This window comes from Rhizobium sp. RHZ02 (assembly GCF_014851575.1).
GTDB classification, from domain to species: domain Bacteria; phylum Pseudomonadota; class Alphaproteobacteria; order Rhizobiales; family Rhizobiaceae; genus Rhizobium; species Rhizobium altiplani.
Map to the genome: position 1 here is coordinate 13871 of NZ_JACUZX010000018.1, position 23653 is coordinate 37523.

A 23653-nucleotide genomic window follows, 5' to 3' on the forward strand; every position below is an offset into this window, starting at 1 on the left:
GTTTGCTAGGGCTCGATCTCGAAAACGAGTTCGACTTCGACCGGCATGCCGAGTGGTATGCTGGCGACGCCGAGGACGATACGCGGTGGGACCCGATCCGCTCCGAAGACATCGAGCAGCAGTTCCGAGGCGCCGTCGGCGACCTTCGGATGTTCACGGAAATCTCCCGGCGTAGCGATGTAGACGCCGAGCTTGGCGATGCGACGAATGAGATCCAGCGATCCGAGCTGCGCCTTGGCAGCGGCAAGACCGCTGAGGCAGGCCGTCCGCGCCGCGTCATAACCTTCGAGGACAGACAATTCCTCGCCGACGCGCCCATGATAAACCGGATCGTGTCCAACCACTGGCAACATGCCGCTGAGGAATAACAGGGTGTCGCACTGGACAGCTTCGACGTAGGCGCCGAATGGGGTGGGCGGAGGAGGCAACGCAATGGCCAGTTCCTCCAGTCGCGCTTCTGGGCCGCGGGCTACCATTTGCCGAGATGTGCGCCGTTGTCGACGTGCAGCACCTCCCCGGTGATATTTGCGGACTCCGTCAGATAGACGACGCCGTCGACGATCTCCTGCACCGCGGTGATCGTTCCCATCGGCGACAGCGATTTCAAAAAGTCCTTCGGGTTGGACGCATGAAGCGGCGTGTCGACGACGCCTGGCGACACTGCGTTGACGCGAATATTGTCTGCCGCAAATTCCAGCGCGAGGCTTTTGGTTATCGCGTTGAGTCCACCCTTTGCGACCATCGGCAATGACGCGTTCACGCCCGCGATCGGGTGATCCGTAAGGGACGACGTGATGGTGACGATGCTTCCGCCAGACTTCTGGCGAAGCATCTGCCTGATCGCGTGATTGGTGAAAAGGATGAAGCCTTCGACGTTGGTCGCGGAGAGCTTCCGGAAATCGTCGACCGTGTATTCTAGGAAGGGCTTCGTAAAAAAGATTCCGGCGTTGTTGACGAGGGCGTCGACGGATCCGAAGCGGTCGATTGCCCGCTGCGCGACCCGTTCGGCGGTGTCGGGATCGCTGACGTCGCCGTCGACGAGTTCCAGACGGTCGGCGCGGTCGAATGGCGTCGTCTCGCTGATGCGTCTCGAGGTTCCCACGACGTTGTAGCCCTTGTCGAGGAAGGTCTGCACGATGCCGGCTCCGATCCCTTGCGAGGCACCGGTTACCACCACTGTCTTCTGCACACTCATGTATGCCTCCGTTTTGATGCAAAGAGCCATTCGCCTGCCGTGGGGGCAGGTCGGCTTGTTTCGAAATTGATGCGTTGATGCCGACCGTGCCGGGAACGAAGGCGCTTACGCCCTGCGTTCTCCGCAACCATCGCGCCGATTTCCTCGAGGCGCTATTGTACCAAGGTGTCCCCGATACTTTGGGATCGATTGGCGCGCGTAGACACCAAGGTGCAATGGACCGCAACGAGCACCGGAGATATGACGGTCAGACACAGGATACGAAATGGAGTCCGACATGACGCGCTGGCCCGACCGCCGAATCCTCGACTTATTCGGGATTGAAATCCCCATCATTCAAGCGCCCATGGCTGGCTCGACCACGAACGAGATGGTCATTGCCGCTGCACAGGCGGGCGGCCTCGGGTCGCTGCCAAGCGCGTTGTTGAGCATCGATCAGCTAAAGGCGGCTCTGACGAGCATCCGCAGCTCGACGAAGGCTCCTTTGAACGTGAACTTCTTTGCGCATCACACGCCGCCCTCCGATCCAGCCGCGCAGATGCGGTGGAGGGCGCTGCTCGCGCCATATTACGTCGAATCCGGCCTCGATCCAGCGGCGCCGGTGACGGCAGCCGGACGTGCACCGTTCGACTCCGCTTTCTGCGAGGTGGTGGAGGAGTTCAAGCCGGAGATCGTGAGCTTCCATTTCGGCCTGCCGGAGAAGTCCTTGGTGCAGCGAGTGAAGGCGACCGGCGCGAAGATCATCTCGTCGGCCACTACTGTCGCCGAGGCCGTCTGGTTAGAAGAAAACGGCGTCGACGCTGTCGTGGCAATGGGTTTTGAAGCCGGCGGTCATCGCGGAAATTTCCTGACGCATGACATGTCCACGCAGGTCGGAACGATGGCGCTGGTCCCGCAGGTCGTTGACGCGGTGAAGGTCCCCGTCATCGCGGCAGGAGGCATCGCTGACGGCCGAGGCGTGGCGGCCGCCCTGATGCTCGGTGCTTCTGCGGTTCAGATCGGAACTGCGTACCTCTTCTGCCCCAAAGCAAAGATTCCTGCCGTTCATGCGCAGGCGCTCGGTGATGCGCGCGACGACAACACCGCGATCACCAACGTCTTCACCGGCAGGCCCGCCAGAAGCGTTGTCAATCGCATCATGCGCGAGCTCGGGCCGCTCTCCGAAAGCGCTCCACCGTTTCCAACCGCAGCGGCCGCTCTCGCCGCAATCAAGGCGAAAGCGGAGGAGGCGTCCAGGAACGACTTCACGAATCTTTGGTCAGGGCAGGCGGCGAAGCTCGCACCGAGGCTGTCCGCCGGCGATCTGACCCGGCGCCTGTATCAGGATGCCCTCAAAGTCATCGAAGGACGGACGCAAGGCTGAGCCTGGGAAGTGTGTCGGATCGCGCTTCTGATACGGGGGCCGCAGTCGAGTGGCACGCGGAAGGTTGATGGGCTGGCTTCTATTTCCCAACGGTCGCTGTTGAAGAAACGAAAGGATTCGCGATGGAACGGCATTTCGTTGAAATCAGTGGAAGCGAAGCCAAGGCCGGCGACGGTAGCCCTCTCGACGCTCTGATAGAGTTTTATAGAGCCTTCAACAGCGGAGACATGGCCGGGCTGGAGTCGGTCTGGTTCGACGGGGAGGCTCCAAGCATGGACAATCCCATCGGCGGCATCCGCCGAGGGTGGCCTTCGATCTCCCAAGGCTATTCCAGGCTTTTCGAGGGCCAGGCTGAGGTCCGCGTCACCTTTCACGATTTCACGAGCCAGGGTGGCGCCGACTGGCATCTCTTCGTCGGTCGCGAGCGAGGCCAATGCAAGACGCCGCGTGAGACGATCGACGTTGCTTTCCGGACGACGCGGTGGTTTGTCCGAAAGGACGATGCCTGGCGGCTGCTCCACCATCACGGATCGGTCGAGGACCCAAAGATGCTTGCCGATTACCAACGGTTGATCTTTAGCGAACGCAAATGACCAAGGGGCAGAGCCGGCGGTTGTCGGCGCTGTCTCGTTCACGACGTGTGGCCATGGCCATAAATCGATAAAGCCGGGACCTTCGAGATTACCCGCGAACTCCGCCAGCCTGATGTGCCCTACATCACCCGCACGATTGGCTCCGTACAATCAACCATCGGCGACCCACACTCCAATGCAGGGAAGGCCGTCTCCAGGCGGATTGGAGACGGCCTTGGCGGATCGTGGGAGGGGGATCCGCGAGCTCCAGCGGCGGGAGGAACACTGGAGCGCTTGCTGCGCAAGCTTATCGCCAACTAGGGAGGCGATAAAACATAGCCTAAGCCGTGACGGCCATTCTGGTAAGTAAACTTAGGTATTGCCCGAATATACCTGATGGCAATTTCGGCAATCACCCGAGAGATTGATAGGAAGCATCCGAGGGCTAAGGACAAACGTCTCGGGCGGTAGCACGGGTCCAATGATCTCCGTCGAAGGCAGTCGGAGAAAAATGGATCGGCGAGGACGCCTCCGACCTCTTTCGCTGACAGTTCTCGGCGTCCCGTCGGAGCCGGCGGCAAAGAGTGGTGCCCCGGCTGGATCCGTGTTTAGTGTAGCGGTGCAGCGCCAAGTTCGAGTTTGGCAGCCATGTTTACGAGCTCTGGCAACGATCGTGCACGCATCTTCCTCATCACCTGCCCGCGGTGGGCCTTGATCGTGATTTCGCTGAGGCTCAGTTCATAGGCGACCTGCTTGTTGAGTAGCCCAGCCACCACGAACTGCATGACCTGGCGCTCGCGCACCGAGAGGGACCGATAACGCCGGTCGAGTTCATTGACCTTGATGGTTGATTCAATGGCGGCCTGTATCTCTTCAAGGAGAGCAACCGTGTTCACCGGCTTCGACATGATTGTAAAGTTGAACCGAGATGCCGTCATGGTCATGCCGCGATGGTCGTGGCTCGTTAGCAGAATGACCGGGCAATGCATCGCATAAAAGCAGATGATCCGGGTGAGAGTCTGGACATCCAGATCGGGCAGATCAGCATCGAGAACGATGCACCCGAAGCTCGAAACGCGTCGGGCGGAGAGAAATTCAACTGCTGATCCGAAGATGTCAGGTCGCCAGCCGCACGACCGCAACTCGTCGGGCAGGATCTCGCCGATCTCATCATTGTTGCTCACGACGGATACGGACGGCGCGTCCGACGTCGATATCTTGTTACTTGGGAATGTCTGAGGCAGACCGCCATTGTACATGCCATTCTCCTCCGGTTCAAAGATGAATTCACGTCGAAGTGGTATCTATGCTTAGAATGCGCCGACAGCGCGAAGCTCGCCAACAAGAATGGCTATTGTCTAAGCCAATACCGCCCGTGAAGCGACTTAAGTGGGTTGAGAGAATCTGAAATATCCTGAAGTATCCGGTGCGGCGTCTCCGCCGTCATGAATCGCCGCGGCGGTTACAGATGCCGCTGAACTATTTGGCATTGGCAAGAGAGATCGGATCGCTTTGGGACAGATCGAACGGGGCCTTTTCGAATTCTGCGGCTGGGAGATGGATCTCGCAAAGCGGGAACTCAGGGCTCTCGGCGCACCCGTTCCGATCGGAAGCCGCGCATTCGACATCCTCGAGGTCCTCGTTGTGGCCGGTGGAGACGCCGTGTCGAAGGAGGATCTGATGCGCCGCGTATGGCCTGGGATCGTCGTAGAGGAGAATACACTCCAGGTCCACATATCGGCCATTCGAAAGGCTCTGGGAAAAGACCGGAATCTGCTCAAGACGATCTCCGGCCGTGGATACCGACTTCTTGGCAACTGGAAATCTGGCGCGCCATCGCTCAACGGAACGGCGCCGTCGGTGAAAACTCATTCAGCCGACGCCCGTTACGTTTCCAAGATCCCGGCGTCGATATCTGATCTTATCGGTCGTGAGAATGCCGTGGCTGAGCTTCTTACGCTCGCATCCGCTTATCGGGTCGTGACGCTGACAGGCCCTGGCGGGATCGGCAAGACGGTACTTGCATCCGAAATCGCCCGTAGTCTTTTGCCCAGCGTCGAAGGAGACGCCTTCTTCATCGAGCTGGTTTCGCTGCAGGACCCCAACCTAGTTCCGACAACCTTGGCTCAAACTCTCGACCTGCAACTTCAAGGTGACGAAATCTCGGCCCAGGTCGTCGCGCGTTGCATTGGTGGGCGAACGATGCTGCTCGTTGTCGACAACTGCGAACACGTCATCGATGCTGCGGCAGCGATGATCGAGGCACTTGTCCGCACGTGCCCAAATGTGACGGTCCTTGCGACAAGTCGAGAATTGCTGAGGATCGAGGGAGAGTTCGCTTATCGCGTCCCACCTTTGGAGGTGCCAGCTAGGGAGGAGGCGACCAGCGCTCTGGAGCACAGCGCCATCCAACTCTTCGTGGCGCGCGCTCGAGCGCTGCAACGGGATTTCGCGGACGACACGGAGAAGCTCTTGGCCATTGCCGGGATTTGTCGGCATCTCGACGGCATACCGCTGGCAATCGAATTTGCAGCGGCACGTGCTGCGACGCTGGGAATAGAGCAGATCGCCGGCCGGCTCGACGATCGTTTCGTGCTGCTCACTGGCGGGCGCCGGACGGCACTGCCTCGTCATCAGACGCTCCGCGCTACCCTGGACTGGAGCTATCAACTTCTGCCGGACGCGGAACGGGAATTGCTTTGTAGCCTGGCGACTTTTCCCGGCGGCTTTACTCTGGACGCGGCGGTAGCGGTCAGCGGCGACGGGGAAGCGGAAACGGCGCTCGTGATATCAAATCTCGTCTCAAAATCTTTGATCGCATTCGACGGTTTCGACGCTGCTCCGCGCTGGCGCCTTCTTGAGACTGTGCGGGTCTACTCGCTGGAAAAGCTGGGAGCTCGGGACGAGTTTCGGCGAACAATGTCTCGAGTTACGAAATACTTCCTCAAGCTGTTTAAACCTTTTTCGGAGGAGCGCTCCCTTCAGACGGCGCTCGACAATATCGGTCGCTACCGAAAGGAGACCGACAACGTGCGTGCGGCCTTGAGATGGGCGTTCTCGGAAAGCGGCGATGGCGTGCTCGGCGCGAAGCTTGCTGCCGCGTCAAGCGACTTTTGGACGGCAATATCGCTGGTCTCCGAAGCTGGCGACTGGGCTGAGCGCGCGCTGGAGAACATCGGGGAAGAAAACGGCTCGCGCACCGAGATGGTCTTGCGATGTGCTCTGGGATACGCGCTCATCTACACTCAGGGAATGAACAAGCGCGGAAAGGAAGTACTCACCGGCGCGCTGGCACTTGCCAGGGATCTGAACGATTACGACTATCGCCAGCGCCTAACCTGCGCCCTGTGGCTCTTCTCCGCCCGCTCGGCGGAATTGAGCGACGCTCTAGCCTATGCGCGCGAATATGAGGGGGCAGTTGAAGAACACGATGTGCGCGGACGCGCAACGGCCTCATGGCTTGTAGGCATTCCCCAGACCTATCAGGCGCTCCATCAAGAAGCCGGCGAGAGGCTTGAATGGGCGGCCACACACTATCCGCTGGTGAACCGCCGGACAGACTTGCTGCGATTGGAAGCGGACGTACGAACGTCTTCTCTGGCTCACAACACAGTGAACCTGATCGCAGGTGGCCGACTGGACGCCGCAACACTTACGGCAGAGGTCGCCATACAGGAGGCCCGAGAGACACGGCAGCCTTTCGTCCTCTGCGTCGCGCTCGCATGGTCGGCTTCCTTCGTTTCGTTAACGCTTAACGATCTGGACCGCGCGCAGGAATGGGGCGAGGAGCTTTTAGCGGAGGCATCCAAGCACTGTCTTCGACCCTTCCATGCCGCCGGCTTGTGCATCAAGGGCAGTCTCGCCTATCGAACGGGTAGCCCGGCAGAGGGTATCGAGGCTCTTCGAACCGGCCTCGTGGAACTGCGTAGTGGGGCCTACCTGTTGTTCTATCCTTTCTACCTCTGTGAGTTCGCAGCTGCGCTACAGTCAATGGGGCGTTTCAACGAGGCTTTGAACGAGGTCGCCAACGCGTTGCTGTTCTCGGAAGAGAAAGGCTACCGTTGGATGGTGCCCGAAATCCTGAGGCGGAAAGCAGAAGTGCTCAAGGCGCAAGGCTCAAGCGAGACGTCCCTGATCGAAGGTCTCTTTCAACAGGCGATGGCGGAAGCGGCGAAGCAGGGAGCACTGTATTGGGAATTGAACGCGGGCGTCAGCCTTGGTGCGTTCCGCCAGGCAAGCGTTCCGAGTGTTCTGCTTCCTGTCTATCGGCGATTCACTGAGGGCTTCAGCAGTCCGAGGCTTCTCGAGGCAAAGGCATTGATCGAGGCATCGGCTGTGTGAAGCTGCCATGTGACGGACGTCGTTTTCGGTCCCGCACGACCGACGAGCAGCGCCGGCGTCTGTGGGCAGGCGCTATGACCGGTTGTCTCAGGTGGCAGGGGCCACGGGCTCCGTGGTTTTCAGCGCATCGACAATCTGCTCAGTGGTTACGATCGCGCTCGCATAGTTCGGCATATTGATCACCAGCGCCGCGTGCATCATCTCGTCGGAGTAGTCGGCGACGGCGTCCTTCACGACTGTCACGTCGTATCCAAGCTCTGCCGCGAAACGCACGGTCGCCTCGATGCAGGTGTGTGCGATCAGCCCGATGACAATGAGTTTGTGAATGCCCTGCCTCTTGAGCTGCAGATCGAGATCGGTGTTGGCAAAGCCGCTGGAGCACCAATGCTCCGAGGCGACAATCTCGCGGGACGCGGGTACAAACTCGGCCTTGAACTCTCCGCCCCAGGTCCCGTATTCAAAACTCCTACGGCTCCACGCAAGCTTTTGAATAGGCGCAATGTACTTCCAGTTCTTGTAGTCGCCTTCGCGGTACCTGTGGTGCATGGCAAAGAAGACGGGAATCTTGACCTGTCGTGCCGTACTGAGGATTTGCTCCATGTGCGGCACGCAATTGTTGGCTTCGGCGACTTCCTTGATGCGTGGCCAGATCTTGCCGCCTTCAGAGATGAAGTCGTTGTACGGGTCGACCACCAGAAGACCGGTGATGCCGCGCTCGTAGGACAGATGCATAATTATCGGCTCCTTTGGGCTTCAGGCTGCTTTCGACGGCTGTTGGCTGCGAAGCGCGTGGCGCTCGATGCTGGCTGCGAACAGTGGCGTCTCGCCCTTGTTATGGGCGATCGACATCGGCTGGCGCTGCGTGCGGAAGATCTCGAAAGGAATGCCCTGCCGGTCGAGAGAGGCGAGCATGTCCGGGGTCGCGAAGGACTGAACCCGGTTGGTAAATTCGCAGTGATATTTGTCGATTGCCTTGACGCTTAGTTCCCAGGTCACGTGAATGGCTACCCGGCCCGTCGGCGTGAACACATCAGAGTCGGAATCAAGGATCAGATGATCCTTTTCGCCGAGCGTTTCGACGTAGTGCTGCACCATCAGGCTGCCGCCGATCGTTTCGACGTTGATCGACATGCGCGTACCGTCTGGAGCGGTAGTGAAGCCAGCAGCGATATGGGCGGGCGAACAGCCCTGGTATTCCTTTTCGGGCAGCGTGAAGCACCACGTCGGGATGTCGATCTTCTCGATCGACGCGTTGATGATGGCCGTGAAGCTGGAATCGACGATCTGCTTGTCTGACATTGTCTTTCTCCTTCATCCAATGGGTGGGAATTTTGCGGCACCAGGGAACGCCGCAGACGCCGTCACATCGATTTGCGGAGCGGCTTGAAGGCGGCGCGCAGATCGGCCGTGAGAAGCATCGGCTGCTCCCAGGCTGCGAAATGGCCGCCCTTGGGAGGCCGGTTGTAGAAGATGAGCTTCGGGTATGCCTTCTCGGCCCAGCTCTGGGGAGCCTGGTAAATCTCGTCCGGGAAGGCACTGACCGCGACCGATATCTTGATGCCGCGCGGATCGAAGAAACCACCCGAAGGGAAGTGCGCGTTATCCCAGTACAGGCGGGCGGAAGAGATCGCCGTATTGGTCAGCCAGTAGAGCGTGATATTGTCGAGGATATCGTCCTTCGTCAGGCCTTCCGTTTTGCCGTCGAAGACGCGAGCGATCATGTCATAGCTGCGGATGTCATGGTCAAGCATCCATGAGGCAAGACCGATCGGTGAGTCGACGATGCCGTAAAGCGTCTGCGGGCGGTTGTTCATCTCGATGGCGTAGCCAAGACCATTCTTGTAGAAATCGTCGAGCTGGTCCCACGCGCGCTTTTCATCAGGCGTGAGGTTGGCAGGCGGCGTGCCGGCTGACAGCGCCTTGGATATGTCGGCGGGAACGGTTGCTGCCATGTTGGTATGGATGCCGAGCAATCCCGGAGGCTCTTGCACAGCCATCAGCTCGGTAACGGCGTTGCCCCAGTCGCCGCCCTGCGCGACGTATTTTGGGTAGCCGAGGCGCTGCATCAGTACAGCCCATGCCTTGGCAATGCGGGGAGGGCTCCATCCGGGCTCTGTCGGTTTGCCGGAGAAGCCGTAACCCGGAAGCGATGGGATGACGACGTGGAAGGCGTCGTCGGCGCTGCCGCCGTGCGCGGTCGGATCGGTCAGGGGCTCGATGATTTTTAGCTGTTCGATGATGGAACCGGGCCATCCATGGGTGACAAGGATCGGCAGGGCATTTGCGTGCTTAGATTTCACATGGATGAAGTGAAAGTCCAACCCTTCGATCTTCGTGGTGAACTGCGGGTAGGAGTTCAGTTTCGTTTCGATTTTGCGCCAGTCGTAGTGCTTGGCCCAGTGGTCGGCGAGCTTCCTGATGGTAGCGAGCTGGACGCCCTGCGAGTGATCCTCGACCGTTTCCCGGTCAGGCCACCTGGTCGCCGCGACCCGCCGGGCAAGATCGGATAGCTCCGCATCCTTAGCCGAGAATCGAAATGGTTTGATCGCGTTTGGATCGCCACTCGCGGCAAACGCTTCAGGAAGCACGCCCAATGCACTGATTGATGCTGCCACTGCGAGAAGTGTACGGCGCGAAACCGCCGGTTGGTTATGGGACATGAGAGCCTCCTGGAGTTAGTTTGCTGGCGAGTAACAAGTCACCAAAGAGGAAATGCAGCCATTGAACTAAGGTATCGGCGACACCTTCGTATAGTGGAATCGAGAGCACGTTTGGATGTTCGTATTCAGCTCTGTCCGCTATGGTTCCGATCGATGCAGCCAACCTGAGAACATCGTCGCTCCGGTTTGGCCATTGGCTAGTGGATCGCGGTTACCGTCGTCTGGCTTCGCTTCAGGTACTGCGCGAACGAGGGTTTTCAGCGCACGGTGTTACCCAATACCAAGGTGTTGCCAATACCAACGTGCAAGTGCGCTTCCTGGCAATCGTCGGCATACTTTCCTAATGCAGCCGGTTTCGCTGCGTAACGGCAAAGGAAGGAGCCGACAGATGAAGATCCTGATGGTTTTCACATCGCATGACATACTCGGAAGCACCGGCCGCAAGACGGGCTTCTGGCTCGAGGAAGGCGCAGCACCATATTACGTCTTTCGCGACGCCGGCATCGATCTGACGCTCGCCTCGCCGAAGGGCGGTCAACCGCCAGTCGACCCGAAGAGCGATCTGCCCGAAAACCAGACCGCCGCGATGGCTCGCTTCAAGAAAGATCCGGACGCGCAGCAGGTGTTCGCGACGACGAAAAAGCTGAAGGATATGCGGTCGGACGATTTCGACGCGGTCTTCTATCCTGGCGGCCACGGGCCGATGTGGGATCTTGCCGAGGATCCGGACTCAATCACCTTGATCGAATCCTTCTATAACGCCGGAAAGCCTGTCGCGGCGGTGTGCCACGCGCCTGGCGTCTTGCATCGCGTGACCTACAAGGGGGAGCCGATCGTCAAGGGAAAGCGCGTCACAGGGTTCACCAACACCGAGGAGGAGGAGGTTCAACTGACCAACGTCGTGCCATTCCTTGTTGAGGATGAACTGAAACGGCTCGGCGGACTTTTCGAGAAGAAAGACAACTGGCAACCCTTTGCCATCACCGACGGTCGGCTCATCACCGGCCAGAACCCTGCCTCGTCCACCTCAGGTGCGCAGGCCCTCGTCAAGCTTCTGAAAGGCGCAACGGAGCAGACAAGTTCCACGGCTGCGTAACTGGCCATGCGAACTGCGTAACGACAAATCTGCGGTCGCAATTCCAGCCGTTGTGACCGCTCGCAGCCCTGCGCCTTGCCTCGGCGTCGCCAGCCGGCAAATTCATTAGCTCCGCTACGGCTGCCAGGCCTCAGTTCCTCACGCCGAAGGATTACACGCTGATCATGATCGACTATCAGTCGCAGATGGCTTTTGCGACGAAGAGCATCGATGCCGTCAATCTTCGGAACAACGCAGATCTCGTCGCCCATGGAGCCAAGGGTTTCGGCGTTTCCACCAGTCTGACCACCATGGCTTATGATTGTCCGAAGCAAGTTCTCCGTCTTTGAACCTCGACGTTGAGCGAGGGAACTTTAATGCAGGCAGGCAGTTCTGGTGGCGCAAATCGATATCTAACGGCGATATCCGCGAAATGTTGTGGCTGGTCTCAGCCGCGCCTCAACCTCGATACGAGCAAGCCCACATCGAAATGTTTCAGTTAAAGTAGCAGGCATCACTCGCCTGTCCCATTATGAAGATCAGTCGATGATGTATGCGAGTAGGGAGATCACCGATGGTCATTTCGTGGGTTGAAGTGAAAGATCGGATGCAGCAGGGTTATCGATATCCTCTGACCGCGCCCACGGGCCAAGACTTCCACCAGGGCTTTGCACCGGAACTGACACCTGCGGAGATGCTAAGGCTAGGTGTATTCGGGGGCAAATACATGACCGATTGCGCGGACGAATTCCCCAAAGAATGGTTCGCCGCGGCCAAGATTTCATCCTGGTATGATCCGAGTTTGAATTTTTTCGGAGTGGGTGCCAGCCAACCACTTAGCGTCTGGCGAGCCAAAGGCTGGATATATCCGGACGATCCCCGCGGGTGGTTTCAATGGTACTGCCGCTATTTCCTAGGCCGCAGGTTACCCGGCGAGGATGAACGCCAGATTGGGCGTTGGAAGTCTATGAAGCGACATGCATCGCAGCTACGGCGCCACTGCGAGCCCCACGACTGGTTCTGCCGTCCTCGGCAGCGACAGGCACTACTTCAGTGGGCTTATGATAGCCGAGCCCTATGAACGCGCCCGATCCTGCGCCGAGGACGTGGCTGCGACCTTACCGAAAGCTGGCTGGCCTTTCGGCACTGCGGCGGCGAGAGGACATGACCTCCGTTAGTCAGCAACCACCATTTCGCTGATATCGGGGGAGCGCCATCTTCTCGCCGTATCCGCCTCGGCTGCCAGAACTGCATGAACAATGCGAGCGCGCCGCGCCCATGGCGCCAGCGGTGCCACGATGTCAGTACACTCGCCCTTGAGGAAATAGGGTGGGATTACCAGAATGCTCGCGCGACCCGGTGTCTTCGGCGTCAGGAAGCAGGTGCTGACGCTGTTGCATGTCGGCCCTTCTCAGAAGCAGGAAGACAAGGGGCAGCATGCCGAGGTCCATACCGCCCATCTTCCGCCCGATTGTCGGCGCTGTAGTCTGGCTCATAGAACATAACGGTAGCAGCGCACGGATCTTGCTTTAATGTTTCGAGGACACCCGATGGCCCTGAGAACACTGACACTCTTCGCGGGTGCGCTCGCCGGTCTAGTTCTGTTTGCCGCGTTGGAAGGCAAGGTTAGGGCCGAGCCGCAGCCGGCGCTTGCCGAGCAGGCCAGCCCGAAAAATGCCTACGCGGTTCCTGTGCGCCGGGCTGTCCATATTTCTCGGCAGGGAGCCAGTTCGTTCTCGACACTGTTTGAGACTGTGGGAGGTAATCAATCAAGGGTACTGCGCGAGATGGGCGGCGTCTCGATCGTGATGAACAACGATATAGCGGACGCAGTTGAGGCCTATTACGGCAATCCGAAAGCAAAACTTATCTGGGTCGATGGCAGAGGTCCCACCGCCAAGGCAGTGCAGGCGATGAACCTGTTGAAGCAGGCGGATGATTGGGGCCTGAGCACCAGTGACTATGCGGTCGCCACGACGTTTGAGACGGTTCCGCGGGGCTCGCCCGAATACGCGAAGTCTTTGGCCCTATTTGAAGCGTCGCTGTCCGGCGAGTTCTTGATGTTTCTGCAGGATAACTACCGCGGGCGGATCGATCCCAACCAGCTCTCCAACTACTATGACTTCAAGCGGAAGCAAGTTGATCTGAAGGCGGCCATCGACCAATTGTCTGCCCATCCGGATCTGATGCCGGTCGTCGACCGGCTTATGCCGAGCAATCCGAAGTTCGCCCAGCTTGCAGCGGAACTTCATTGGCTGCGATCGTCGGGTCAGGGAGGCGATAGCGCCGCCAACATTGATAAGGTCATTGTTGCGATGGAGGAAATCCGTTGGCTGCCTCAGGAGTTTCCTGATCGCTATGTCTTCATCAATCAACCAGCTTACATGGCGTATTACTATGAGCAGGGTCAGTTGGCACTTTCGATGAAGGCCGTAATCGGGCAACAGGATCATCAGACGAACTTCTTCGATGCTTCGATCAAGACTGTTCAGTTCAATCCCGACTGGGGCGTGCCGCAATCGATCATTCGCAACGAGATGCTACCGCATCTGAAGCGCGACCCCGCATATCTCGACAGGGAAGGTTACAAGGTTTCTGTAAATGGAAAGCCGATGTCCTCCGCGAAGGTCGATTGGGCCCAGCCTCTCGAGAACATCTCCGTTGTTCAGCCGCCGGGGCCGGACAATGCACTCGGACAGCTAAAGATACTGTTCCCGAACCCTCACGACATATACATGCACGATACTCCGGCGCGCGGAAAGTTCGCCGCGCAGGATCGAATGTTCAGTCACGGATGCGTACGGTTGGAAAACCCACGCGCAATGGCGGCTGCGGTTCTGAAAACATCCGTTGAATTTGTTGCACAACAGATAGCCGATGGGGAAAAGAAGGAGATGCCGGCACCGGAAGAAGTTCCGGTATATGTCTCATACTTTACAGCATGGCCAACTGCAGACGGCGTCGTGCACTATTTCGATGACATTTACGGTCGTGATGCAGAGACGCTCGCCGCGATATCGATGACGACCTCAAGCCGCAATCAATCCTGAGCGCCCAAACAACGCAGGGCGTCTACGACATCTTCAAGTCAGCCGCGCAAGACTTCGTTGGCTGCCCGGATACCACTTTCCCAGGCACCATGCGCCGTTGAGAAATCCGAGATGTGGGTGGCCTCGCCCGCAAAGAACAGTCGATCATCGACTGGGCGCGCCAATATGTTGCGGGCATCGGAGTGATTTGGGAGCGCATGACTGTAGGAACCGCGTATCCAATCGGTACGACACCACGAAGTCGCGGCCAGTGGCCGCAGATGCCGTCGTATGCCGCTACCCAGCAGGGACGACAACTGTTCAATCGCGAAAGCGAACGCATCCAGCAGCCCCGCACGCTCAATGACCAGGGCACCTGCGCCTCCGAAGAAGCCCTCGATAATCGGTCGGCCAAGCGGACGGATATAGTAGCTGCCAGTTTCGGCGTTGCGGGGATCGCCGAGAAGATGGGTCTCGGGCTCGAGGCCATGGTTCCCGTGCAGTTCGAGGAATAGCTTGTCTGCCAGGCCAAGCGGCAATTGGCTTGATGCGTGAAGATGATCGTCAACTGCCGCATCGAACGCGATCATACCGTTGGCAAGGACGTTGGTCGACGACGTAATCACAGCCTTCTGGGCGCTGATCGCACCGCGGTCGGTCTCCAGCTGGACTCCACGATCGGACAGCGCGATACGGCGCACAGGTGTCGAGGGTCGCAATGCAACATCAGGAATGCTCGAAGAAATCAGAGTGCCGTAGCCTTCGTGAACCCGCCAATTGGCATCTGATGCGGCATTGTCGTATGCAAGGAAGTCTTTGATCGACAGCCGCTCGAGCGGTGTCCCATTCATGTATCCGCTTGTCGCGTCGCAATAGGCATTCCATTCCGCGTTTGCCGGCAGCGCATCGGAAGCACGGTCGCTTGGTTGGCGATCGCTGCGAATGCGGGTTTGGAATGCGTCCCACGCTGCTTCCGCCGCCTTCTGATCTTCCGGCGTGAAGCCCAAATCGCGCCACTGCCGTCGCCATGCCGTCGGGCCGCTTTCGATGGTAAGCCCGGCAGCACGAGCCATCTCGACGAGTGGATTGCGTTCGGCCGAATGAAGCCAACCACAACCCATGTCGAGCGGCATTCCGCTGATCTCAATTGTCCAGGCGCGACCGCCGATGCGGTCACTCGCTTCCAGGAGGATGACCGAGGAGCCGGCGCTGGACAGGGTCCGTGCCGCCGCAATTCCAGCAGCGCCGGCACCGACAATCGCTACGTCGTAATCCATGGTCGCCGCTCCGCCTTGAGGCGCTCGTCGCTCGTCTTTGACTGGTTCTACAAGGGAATCGATCCCTCTTCAACGCGCGCTAAAGACTGCTACTATTCGGGGCATGACATTCTTCGAAACACTCGTTGCACTGCTTGCTGTCGCAATCCTGCTATTGCAGGTAACCAGACGAATGCGGCTGCCGTATCCCGGCATCCTCGCCGCAGCCGGCGTTGCCGTCGCGGTGTTGCCGGGTGCGCCAGATATACCCATCGACCCTCCAACCGCCCTTGCATTGTTCATCGCCCCCGTACTTGTCGATTCCGCCTACGACTTCCCGCTCGGCGCGGCGCGGCGCATGCTGGTGCCGCTGTTCGTCTACGCGGTTGTGGCAGTGCTGTTCACGGTTGGAGTCGTGGTGTCGATCAGTGCACTTACCGTCGGGTTGCCCATCGCGGTGGCAGTGACTCTCGGTGCGATCGTCGCACCGCCGGATGCAGCTGCGGCCACCGCGGTCCTGTCCAATCTGCCGGTCGACCGCCGGGTCGACGCACTTCTCAAAGGCGAAAGCCTGTTCAACGATGCTACGGCGCTGCTGCTGTTCAGCGCGGCTTTGACCATCCAGGCGAGGGGTGGGTTCGATACTGAAACCGTAGCGCGGATGGCTTTTGCGGCGCCGGGCGGAGTTTTGTTCGGAATTGCCTTCGGGTTTCTGGTTTCACGACTTCGTCCCGTCACCGACAATACGGTTGGCGGCACGCTGCTTCAGTTCGTCTATGCATTCGCGACGTGGCTGATTGCCGAGCGTCTGCACCTCTCTGCCGTGCTGGCAACAGTGGCAAGTGCGATGACACTCGCTACCCTTGCCAAGGTCGACGATCCTCCGCGCATGCGGGTCCACTCGTTTGCCGTCTGGACGACCGTGGTCTTCTTGTTGAACGTGGTTGCCTTTCTGCTGATGGGACTGCAGGCCCGCCGCATTGTTGGCGCCATGTCGGCGGCCGAGCTGGAGAGGGCGATCGGGTTCGCTGCGATCGTCGTCGTAGGCGTTATTGCGTCGCGCTTGGCGATTGCATTCTTTTTTCACGCGGTTGTTGGCTATCGGCATCGGCGCGGTCATGAACTCGCACCCTTTGAACATGGTGAAACGCTGCTGGTTGGGTGGTCGGGTATGCGCGGACTGGTTACCCTTGCCACCGCGTTCGTGTTGCCCGCGGACTTCCCCGAACGAGACCTCGTGGTTTTGACGGCCTTCTCGGTCGTGCTCGCAACACTGGTCATCCAGGGCGCAACTCTCGCGCCCATGATCCGCCTCCTGAAGCTCGGGAGGGAGGACAAGTCGAGGCAGGAAATCCACATGGCACGCAAGTCTCTTGCCCAGGCTGCCCTTGGCCGCCTTGAAGGCGAGAAGGGCCCGGAGGTCGAGGCCATCAGACTAGCCTATCGAGAAATCTGCGAGAGTGGCCCTGGGTCTTTGCCAGCACGCCGTCGTGATCTGGCCCTTGCCGCTGTACTGGCGCAACGCAAACGCCTCGACGAACTGCGCGACGCGGATCGTGTCGGTCCTAGCCAGTATCTTGAACTGCAGGAGGATCTCGACTGGAAGCAGCTTGCCGTGGCTTTGGACGAGGAGCGGCGAATTACCGAGAGTTAGGTGCGCACCAAGAGCGGCTCGCGCCTGGATGAACTCCATTTCCTGGTCCTGATGAAGGACAAGATCCTCGAAATTCAGAGAGTTCTCAGGAGGGTCGAGGTTGGATCGTCAGTGGAATGTTTGTCTGGCTAGCCCAAGCGCCTCGCTCCTTGGGCAGCGTTTGCCTGGCGCTCGACTCCGATCATTTCAGGCTGCATTTGTGATCGACATCAAGGCTGGGGAATTCTTTCTGTTGATGCTTCCAACGGTCGTAGCCGTCACCTTTGGCATAAGCTTGACTTTCGACCGTCCGCCAATCCCGCGCATATCGGACGGCAAAACCCTCCACCCCCCATTCCCGGAATTGGTCGACATGCGTCAACTCATGGGCCCACGCACAGGGACTCGCGGCTACACGCGGGTCTCTGAACACAACGACATCGATTAGGGTAACTGCATCTGCAAAACCGCCATGCTCCAGCAAGTAGGCAAGGCTGAAGGAGCTGTCGTTATTGATTTTGTATCTGACGCGATTCATTGAGTCTTCGCTGGCATAGCCGGTCAACTGACGGCGAATGTGTGCAGGTATCGGCAAAGCCTTGTGGATGGCCTCATCGCGGCTCGCAGTGATTACGCTCGCGAGTATCGGGCCGCTCAGAGCATGTGCCTGAAGCTCGTTGAGAGCGTCGACCACACTTTCATTTGCGATGATGACGAAGCTATTGTCCCTGCGGTCAGCCTGATAATGAGCAACGGCGGATGGTCCGTCGAGCATCAGACTAACGGCAACGATGACAGACAGGACCCAGATAGTCGCGCGGCGTCGGTTCATCGCAGTAATTTCTTCTCATCGGTAAGACATGATAGTCCTGTGGATCATCCGCGGCTACTGCGTTGAATTCTCCTATGGATCGCCGAGCCTCGGTCACCCGTATGGGTTTCTCCTCTCATTCCCAGCATGGCGCAATCTAAGATAGCAAGCGAGAACGAGCTATCGATGAAACTCGTCTGATATCAGTGTTATGAATAAAAAACTTGGCGGAAGAGGTGGGATTCGAACCCACGGTACGGTCTCCCGCACGCCGGTTTTCAAGACCGGTTCCTTAAACCACTCGGACACTCTTCCATGCAGTTGATTTGAAGCGGGCTCGAAACCCGCGCACCTGCGGTTGCCTGACGCCATCAGCTCAGGCTATGCAGCGTTTAAAGCCGTTCGGCGGCAGCGTCAACTGGTTCTGTACGGTACCCGAAGGGCCGCGGAGGGGAGAAGCTCCCCGTTGCTGAAACGCCCAGCCGGGCTGAACCGACTGCGTTATTCAGAATCTTAAATTAGTGAATTATTAACCATATTAATTAGAATTGTCCCTATCTTGGCGAAATGCTTCGCAAATTTGCCATGAAGGCCGCATGATTAAAGTCTCGTTAGGTTGGTGGGATTAGGGGTGTCTTGCCCGGATCGGGCAGATTTCTTAACCATAACGGTCTTGAGCGGCGTGGGACATATGAAACGAGAGTACGGGGCGGCGTCATTCGCAACGGGAATGCGATGGGTAGGGCTGTCGCTGATCTGCGCAACGGTTACGGCTTGCGGTTCCTCGCCTACGCCCACAAAGCGCACTCACGGCAAGGAGTATTTCTCGGAGAAGGAATACGGCGTCAAGGCCAGCCCCCGTGTTGCCACCGGCAACAACATCCCGAAGGGCGGCGGCCGCTATATGGTCGGGGACCCCTACGTGGTGAAGGGGAGGTGGTACTACCCGAAGGAAGATTTCTCCTACAACAAGGTTGGTGTTGCGTCGTGGTACGGCTCGGCCTTTCATGGCCGTTTGACGGCGAACGGCGAAGTCTATGACCAGATGCACCTTTCCGCCGCGCATCCAACGTTTCCGCTGCCGAGCTATGCACGCGTGACGAATACGGAAAACGGCGCGTCCATTATCGTGCGTGTCAACGATCGTGGTCCGTATCACGAAGGGCGCATTATCGACCTGTCCAATAAGACGGCGGATATGCTTGACCTGCAGCACAGTGGTACCGGAAACGTCCGCGTCCAGTATGTGGGGCGTGCCCGGATGGATGGGCATGATATGCCTTATCTGATGGCCTCCTATGTGCCGAAGGGCAGCCGCATTCCGGGCATCAACCCGGGTGGCGGGCAGATTGCCACCGGTGTCATGGTCGCCTCCAACAGCAAGCGCATAACCGCAGACCAGCTCCAGAGCTTCGGCGGTTTCGCGCCCGAGCCGGAGAATGTTCCTGTGCCGGTCTCGGCGACGTCCTATGCCGGCTCGACTCCGAGCGCGCGCTACAATGCTGCGCCTGTCCCGACGCCGATGCCGTCACCGTCTTTTGGCCGCGTCGCGCCGCTGGCGGAGCCGGCGGCCGCTCAGATGATCGTCCTCCCGGAATTTGGTCCTTTCCCATATGAACGCCCCTATGGAGGGCAGCGCTCTCTCGCAATGGGGTATCAGGAAGAGGGCGCCAAAACTGTTACCGTCGAACTCGCTTTCGACGCCGTGATGGTTCGCAACAACGGCCTCACGCAGGACTCGATCCTGGCATCCGTCAAGCGTCAAAAGACAGCCGCCGCGCGCGGCGAGTAACGGCGGCCATTGCGTCGCTCCAGGTCCGTTGTTAGCATCGTCGAGCTCGACCGAGCTGTGGGGTTTTTCGGTGTTCAAGCGTTTCGTTGGCCTCTGTGTTTGCCTTCTGCCTTTCGCAACGGTTGCCGCTGCTGCGAGCGGTGATGCCAACGCTTCATTCGTGACCAAGGCGGCCCAAGCCTACATGGTCGAGGCATCTACCCGGACCGTGCTTCTTGCCAAGAACGAGAATCAGACCTTCTCGCCGGCGTCACTCGCGAAGCTGATGACGGTGGATCTCGTCTTCGACGCCCTTTCGAAGAACCAGATCACCCTCGACACGCAGTATCCGGTTTCGGAATACGCCTGGCGAACTGGGGGGGCGCCGTCGCGCACGGCAACGATGTTTGCCGCGCTCAAGTCGAACGTCCGCGTCGAGGATCTGATCAAAGGCATTGCCATTCAGGGCGCCAACGACAGCTGCATCGTTCTCGCTGAAGGCATGAGCGGCAGTGAGCCGGCCTTTGCGGCTGCCATGACGCGGCGTGCTAAAACGCTCGGTATGGAGCGGTCCATCTTCGGGAATTCGACCGGGCTGCCTGACGGCAAAAGCAGGACGACGGCGCTCGACATGGTGACGTTGGCGGCGGAACTGCAAATGTCCTATCCGAACCTCTATTCCTATTTTGCGCAGCCTGATTTCGAGTGGAACAGGATTTTCCAGCGCAACCGCAATCCTTTGCTTGGTTTCGGCATGGGTGTTGATGGCCTGGCGACCGGCTTTGCCGAGGGAGAGGGCTATTCCATCGTCGCCTCCGCCGAACGCGATGGCCGGCGGCTCTTCATGGCCCTGGGCGGCATTGCCTCCGACAAGGAGCGCACCGAAGAGGCCAAGCGCGTGCTCGAATGGGGGCTGACCGCCTTCGAAAGCCGTCAGATTTTCGCCGACGCCGAGGTGATCGGCGAAGCAAGCGTCTACGGTGGAACCTCGCGAAGCGTTGATCTCGTCGCAAAGACGCCCGTGAGTGTCTATGTACCGATCAGCAATCCCGAGCGACTGTCGGCGCGCATCGTCTACCATTGGCCGTTGATGGCTCCCGTGGAGGCCGGCCATGAAATAGGGACGCTGCGCATCTTCGCGGGCGGTCGCCTGTTGCGTGAGGTACCCCTTTATACGAAGGAGACCGTGGAGGTTGGCTCTTTGAGCAGCCGTGCCGTCGACGCGCTGATGGAACTCGGCGAGACGCTGTTGTTCTCCTGGCTGTGGGATAAGCCCGAACCCACCTGATCGCCGAATTCGCTATTCAGGGTGAGAGTTACCGTCGAGCGGTTTCGCTTTTCGCTGCCTTCCGTTAAATGTACGGCAGTGGTGCGGGTGACCGCCGTAATGCAGGAATTAGTCATTGCCATCCGGTACTGGGTTGTTTGTAACGTTTGAAGGCGGGGAGGGCGCGGGCAAGTCGACGCAGATCCGCCGCCTTGCTGAGTCTCTCCGTGCCCGCGGTCATGACGTGCTTTTGACACGGGAGCCGGGCGGTTCTCCGGGCGCCGAGGCTGTGCGTCACGTGCTTCTGTCGGGTGCTGCCGAAGCCTTTGGAACCCGCATGGAGGCAATCCTCTTCGCAGCGGCACGCAATGATCACGTCGAGGAAGTCATCCGGCCGGCTTTGATGACCGGCAAGGTGGTCCTTTGCGATCGCTTCATGGATTCGTCGCGGGTCTATCAAGGCGTGACCGGGAATCTTGAGTCGGAATTCATCGAGGCGCTGCAGCGCGTCGCGGTCAATGGTATCGTTCCCGACTGCACGCTTGTCTTCGATCTGCCGGCGCTGGCGGGTCTCGAGCGCGCCCGGAGGCGAGGCGCTGCTGGCGACGTCGCCCCGGACCGTTTCGAGAAGGAGGAGCTCGAAACCCACGAGAAGCGCCGAGAAGCGTTTCTCGATATCGCCGCCCGGGAGCCTGACCGTTGCCACGTCATCGATGCGACGCGGTCCGAAGAGGTCATTGCCGCCGAGGTTCTGGAGACCGTCTGGCGGCAACTGCCGCATGCGACAGCGACCAAGTTAGCGGAAGCAACTCATGAACGATGAACGACCGGGATTGCTTGACGGTGCCATCTGGCCAGCCGAAAACATGAAGCTATTCGGCCATGATGACGCCGAGGCCTTCCTCGCGCAGTCGTATCGGTCGGGCAAGGGCCACCATGCGATCCTGATCGAGGGACCGCCGGGCGTCGGCAAGGCAACGCTTGCCTTCCGCTTCGCCAATCATGTCCTGACGCATCCGGATCCGGCCAGCGCGCCGGATCGGTTGGAGGATCCGGATCCGGCCTCTCCTGTCAGCCGCCAGATCGCCTCGGGCGCCTCGCATAACCTGCTGCACCTGGCGCGGCCCGTCGATGAAAAGACGGGGAAGATGAAATCCGCAATCACGGTCGATGAGGTCAGGCGGGCAGGGCGCTTCTTCTCGCAGACGTCGGGCACCGGCAATTGGCGCATTGTCATCATCGATCCTGCCGATGACATGAACCGCAATGCCGCGAATGCGATCCTGAAAATCCTCGAGGAGCCGCCGAAACGCGCACTGTTCCTGCTTATCTCCCATGCGCCCGGCAAGCTGCTTCCAACCATTCGTTCGCGCTGCCTGCCGCTGAAGCTCGCGCCGCTTGACGACAGTGCTCTCGGTGCGGCGCTCGCCCATCTCGGTATCGAGGCCAACCGCGACTTGCTTGCGGCGGCAAATGGCAGCGTAGGCGAGGCGCTGAAGCTGGTGAACTACGGCGGCAGCGATATCATCGCTGCTTACAACGATGTATTGGGTGCGCAGGGGGCATCTGCCCGCAGGGCTATGCATCGGCTGGCGGATGCGCTTTCCGGGAAGGACAGTGACACAATCTTTGAATTTTTCACCGGCCACGTCGGCGAGGACTTGATGCAGAAGGCACGGGCTGCGGCGATGGCAGGGCAGGTGGCTGCCGCGGAGAGGCTGGCCCGCCTGCATTCAGACATTGGCGAGCGGCTGACCGTTTCGGATGCCTACAATCTGGATCGCAAGCAGACGATCCTCAGCATCCTTGGAGATATCAAGCAGCCCGGCCCCTGATCAGGTTGCCAGCAGCTTCCATGCGACGACGGCAAGCGTCAGCGCCAGCACGATGCGGATTGTCCGTTCGTGGAGCTTAGGTGCGATCAGGCTGCCCGCGATAATCCCGGGGATCGAGCCGACCAGCAGGGCAAACAGCATTCCCCAGTTGATCTCGCCTATCACCCAGTAGCCCATCCCGCCGATCAGTGTCAGCGGGACGGCGTGAACGATATCGGAGCCAACAATTTCGCGAACATCGAGGCGCGGGTAGAGGACCAGCAGTACCGTCACGCCGAGCGCCCCTGCGCCCACCGACGTCAGCGTCACGAGGGTGCCTAGCACCAGCCCGAGGACCATTGTCCAGATGGCGATCGTGAGCGGCTTGGGCGGAGAGCGCTCTCCAATCGAGCGAAGCGCGAGCGCGAGGACTTGCTTGCGAAAGACCAGCATAAACGCGGTCATGACAAGCAACCAACCAAGGGCCATTGTAATCGTGTGGGCGACCTCGACGCTCCTACGATCGACTCCCGCCATCAGCCAGAGCGTCAGCAGGGCGGCCGGGACGCTTCCGGCAGCCAGGCAGCCTACAATGCGCCAATTCACCCTGCCATGCATGCCGTGAACTGCTGTTCCGGCTGTCTTGGTCACAGCTGCGTAGAGCAGATCCGTTCCGACGGCTGTCGCTGGATGAACCCCGAAGAGAAGTACCAGCAACGGCGTCATCAGCGACCCGCCACCGACACCCGTAATGCCGACCAAGGCGCCGACAAGAAGCCCGGAGAGGGAATAGAGGGGATTGAAGCTGAAAAGGTCGGTCAAATAGGAGACCTCGAGCCCTGCGCGTGAATGGTGCTGCCGAGTGC

20 protein-coding genes, 1 tRNA gene and 1 pseudogene are annotated in these 23653 nt (G+C 59.3%); 12 read left to right on the forward strand and 10 right to left on the reverse strand.

What is annotated here, in order from left to right; all coding sequences use genetic code 11:
* Nucleotides 1-5: 5 nt before the first annotated feature.
* Together IB244_RS21795 and IB244_RS21800 are read right to left on the reverse strand one after the other, a co-directional pair.
* A complete protein-coding gene (locus tag IB244_RS21795; RefSeq protein ID WP_018855082.1) occupies nucleotides 6-476 on the reverse strand; it encodes a RidA family protein in 471 nt (156 codons plus the stop codon).
* The gene (locus IB244_RS21800; protein WP_169684018.1) at nucleotides 470-1195 is read right to left on the reverse strand and encodes an SDR family NAD(P)-dependent oxidoreductase; all 726 of its coding nucleotides are present in this window, start codon (nucleotides 1193-1195) and stop codon (nucleotides 470-472) included. Before IB244_RS21800 ends, IB244_RS21795 begins: the two co-directional genes overlap by 7 nt.
* 277 nt (nucleotides 1196-1472) lie before the next feature.
* Between IB244_RS21800 and IB244_RS21805 the strand changes: the two genes are divergently transcribed.
* Together IB244_RS21805 and IB244_RS21810 are read left to right on the forward strand one after the other, a co-directional pair.
* Nucleotides 1473-2558 (forward strand): NAD(P)H-dependent flavin oxidoreductase, encoded by a 1086-nt coding sequence (locus tag IB244_RS21805; RefSeq protein ID WP_025658975.1) that lies wholly within the window; start codon nucleotides 1473-1475, stop codon nucleotides 2556-2558.
* Nucleotides 2559-2680: 122 nt separating this feature from the next.
* Nucleotides 2681-3151 carry a YybH family protein gene (locus tag IB244_RS21810; RefSeq protein WP_192242044.1) on the forward strand — a complete coding sequence of 157 codons (471 nt, stop codon included), beginning with the start codon at nucleotides 2681-2683 and terminating at the stop codon, nucleotides 3149-3151.
* Nucleotides 3152-3738: 587 nt separating this feature from the next.
* Here the strand turns inward: IB244_RS21810 and IB244_RS21815 are convergent.
* Complete coding sequence (locus IB244_RS21815) at nucleotides 3739-4389, reverse strand: response regulator transcription factor (RefSeq protein WP_025658973.1); 651 nt, start codon at nucleotides 4387-4389, stop codon at nucleotides 3739-3741.
* Between the two features lie 253 nt (nucleotides 4390-4642).
* On the opposite strand from IB244_RS21815, the gene IB244_RS21820 reads away from it, so the two are divergent.
* A complete protein-coding gene (locus tag IB244_RS21820) occupies nucleotides 4643-7471 on the forward strand; it encodes a winged helix-turn-helix domain-containing protein (RefSeq protein ID WP_169684021.1) in 2829 nt (942 codons plus the stop codon).
* Nucleotides 7472-7558: 87 nt separating this feature from the next.
* Here IB244_RS21820 and IB244_RS21825 read toward each other — a convergent pair whose 3' ends face one another.
* The 3 genes from IB244_RS21825 to IB244_RS21835 all read right to left on the reverse strand — a co-directional run bounded on the left by IB244_RS21825 (nucleotide 7559) and on the right by IB244_RS21835 (nucleotide 10131).
* Nucleotides 7559-8203, reverse strand: a complete 645-nt coding sequence (locus IB244_RS21825) for an isochorismatase family cysteine hydrolase (protein WP_210258417.1) — start codon at nucleotides 8201-8203, stop codon at nucleotides 7559-7561.
* A 21-nt stretch (nucleotides 8204-8224) separates the two neighbouring features.
* Nucleotides 8225-8770: a hypothetical protein gene (locus IB244_RS21830; RefSeq protein ID WP_169684022.1), complete on the reverse strand. Its 546-nt coding sequence runs from the start codon at nucleotides 8768-8770 to the stop codon at nucleotides 8225-8227.
* Nucleotides 8771-8832: 62 nt separating this feature from the next.
* Nucleotides 8833-10131 carry an epoxide hydrolase family protein gene (locus tag IB244_RS21835; RefSeq protein ID WP_169684024.1) on the reverse strand — a complete coding sequence of 433 codons (1299 nt, stop codon included), beginning with the start codon at nucleotides 10129-10131 and terminating at the stop codon, nucleotides 8833-8835.
* 388 nt (nucleotides 10132-10519) lie between these two features.
* On the opposite strand from IB244_RS21835, the gene IB244_RS21840 reads away from it, so the two are divergent.
* From IB244_RS21840 to IB244_RS21850, 4 genes and pseudogenes are all read left to right on the forward strand, one after another.
* Entirely contained in the window at nucleotides 10520-11227 is a 708-nt protein-coding gene (locus tag IB244_RS21840) for a type 1 glutamine amidotransferase domain-containing protein (RefSeq protein ID WP_018855073.1), read from the forward strand.
* Nucleotides 11228-11391: 164 nt separating this feature from the next.
* A pseudogene (locus IB244_RS21845) lies at nucleotides 11392-11523 on the forward strand (hydrolase); the annotation flags it as partial.
* 257 nt (nucleotides 11524-11780) lie between these two features.
* Nucleotides 11781-12287 (forward strand): hypothetical protein, encoded by a 507-nt coding sequence (locus IB244_RS32435; protein WP_018855071.1) that lies wholly within the window; start codon nucleotides 11781-11783, stop codon nucleotides 12285-12287.
* Nucleotides 12288-12756: 469 nt separating this feature from the next.
* Nucleotides 12757-14256, forward strand: coding sequence for a murein L,D-transpeptidase (locus IB244_RS21850; RefSeq protein WP_192305546.1), 1500 nt, complete (start codon nucleotides 12757-12759; stop codon nucleotides 14254-14256).
* Nucleotides 14257-14294: 38 nt separating this feature from the next.
* Here IB244_RS21850 and IB244_RS21855 read toward each other — a convergent pair whose 3' ends face one another.
* Nucleotides 14295-15512, reverse strand: a complete 1218-nt coding sequence (locus IB244_RS21855) for a flavin monoamine oxidase family protein (RefSeq protein WP_018855068.1) — start codon at nucleotides 15510-15512, stop codon at nucleotides 14295-14297.
* A gap of 103 nt (nucleotides 15513-15615) precedes the next feature.
* Between IB244_RS21855 and IB244_RS21860 the strand changes: the two genes are divergently transcribed.
* Nucleotides 15616-17145 carry a cation:proton antiporter gene (locus IB244_RS21860; RefSeq protein ID WP_169684029.1) on the forward strand — a complete coding sequence of 510 codons (1530 nt, stop codon included), beginning with the start codon at nucleotides 15616-15618 and terminating at the stop codon, nucleotides 17143-17145.
* A gap of 181 nt (nucleotides 17146-17326) precedes the next feature.
* Here the strand turns inward: IB244_RS21860 and IB244_RS21865 are convergent, their stop codons facing one another.
* The gene (locus tag IB244_RS21865) at nucleotides 17327-17956 is read right to left on the reverse strand and encodes a DUF4157 domain-containing protein (protein ID WP_246734588.1); all 630 of its coding nucleotides are present in this window, start codon (nucleotides 17954-17956) and stop codon (nucleotides 17327-17329) included.
* A 204-nt stretch (nucleotides 17957-18160) separates the two neighbouring features.
* Nucleotides 18161-18250: transfer RNA gene (locus IB244_RS21870), tRNA-Ser, on the reverse strand.
* Between the two features lie 376 nt (nucleotides 18251-18626).
* On the opposite strand from IB244_RS21870, the gene IB244_RS21875 reads away from it, so the two are divergent.
* From IB244_RS21875 to IB244_RS21890, 4 genes are all read left to right on the forward strand, one after another.
* A complete protein-coding gene (locus IB244_RS21875; protein WP_192305548.1) occupies nucleotides 18627-19727 on the forward strand; it encodes a septal ring lytic transglycosylase RlpA family protein in 1101 nt (366 codons plus the stop codon).
* Nucleotides 19728-19797: 70 nt separating this feature from the next.
* Nucleotides 19798-20994, forward strand: a complete 1197-nt coding sequence (locus IB244_RS21880) for a D-alanyl-D-alanine carboxypeptidase family protein (protein WP_169684033.1) — start codon at nucleotides 19798-19800, stop codon at nucleotides 20992-20994.
* Between the two features lie 115 nt (nucleotides 20995-21109).
* Nucleotides 21110-21796: a dTMP kinase gene (gene tmk, locus IB244_RS21885; RefSeq protein WP_026371504.1), complete on the forward strand. Its 687-nt coding sequence runs from the start codon at nucleotides 21110-21112 to the stop codon at nucleotides 21794-21796.
* Nucleotides 21786-22808 carry a DNA polymerase III subunit delta' gene (locus IB244_RS21890; RefSeq protein ID WP_169684035.1) on the forward strand — a complete coding sequence of 341 codons (1023 nt, stop codon included), beginning with the start codon at nucleotides 21786-21788 and terminating at the stop codon, nucleotides 22806-22808. Before tmk ends, IB244_RS21890 begins: the two co-directional genes overlap by 11 nt.
* Here IB244_RS21890 and IB244_RS21895 read toward each other — a convergent pair whose 3' ends face one another.
* Nucleotides 22809-23609 (reverse strand): sulfite exporter TauE/SafE family protein, encoded by an 801-nt coding sequence (locus tag IB244_RS21895; RefSeq protein WP_018855060.1) that lies wholly within the window; start codon nucleotides 23607-23609, stop codon nucleotides 22809-22811. It lies immediately after the preceding gene.
* Between the last annotated feature and the right edge of the window lie 44 nt (nucleotides 23610-23653).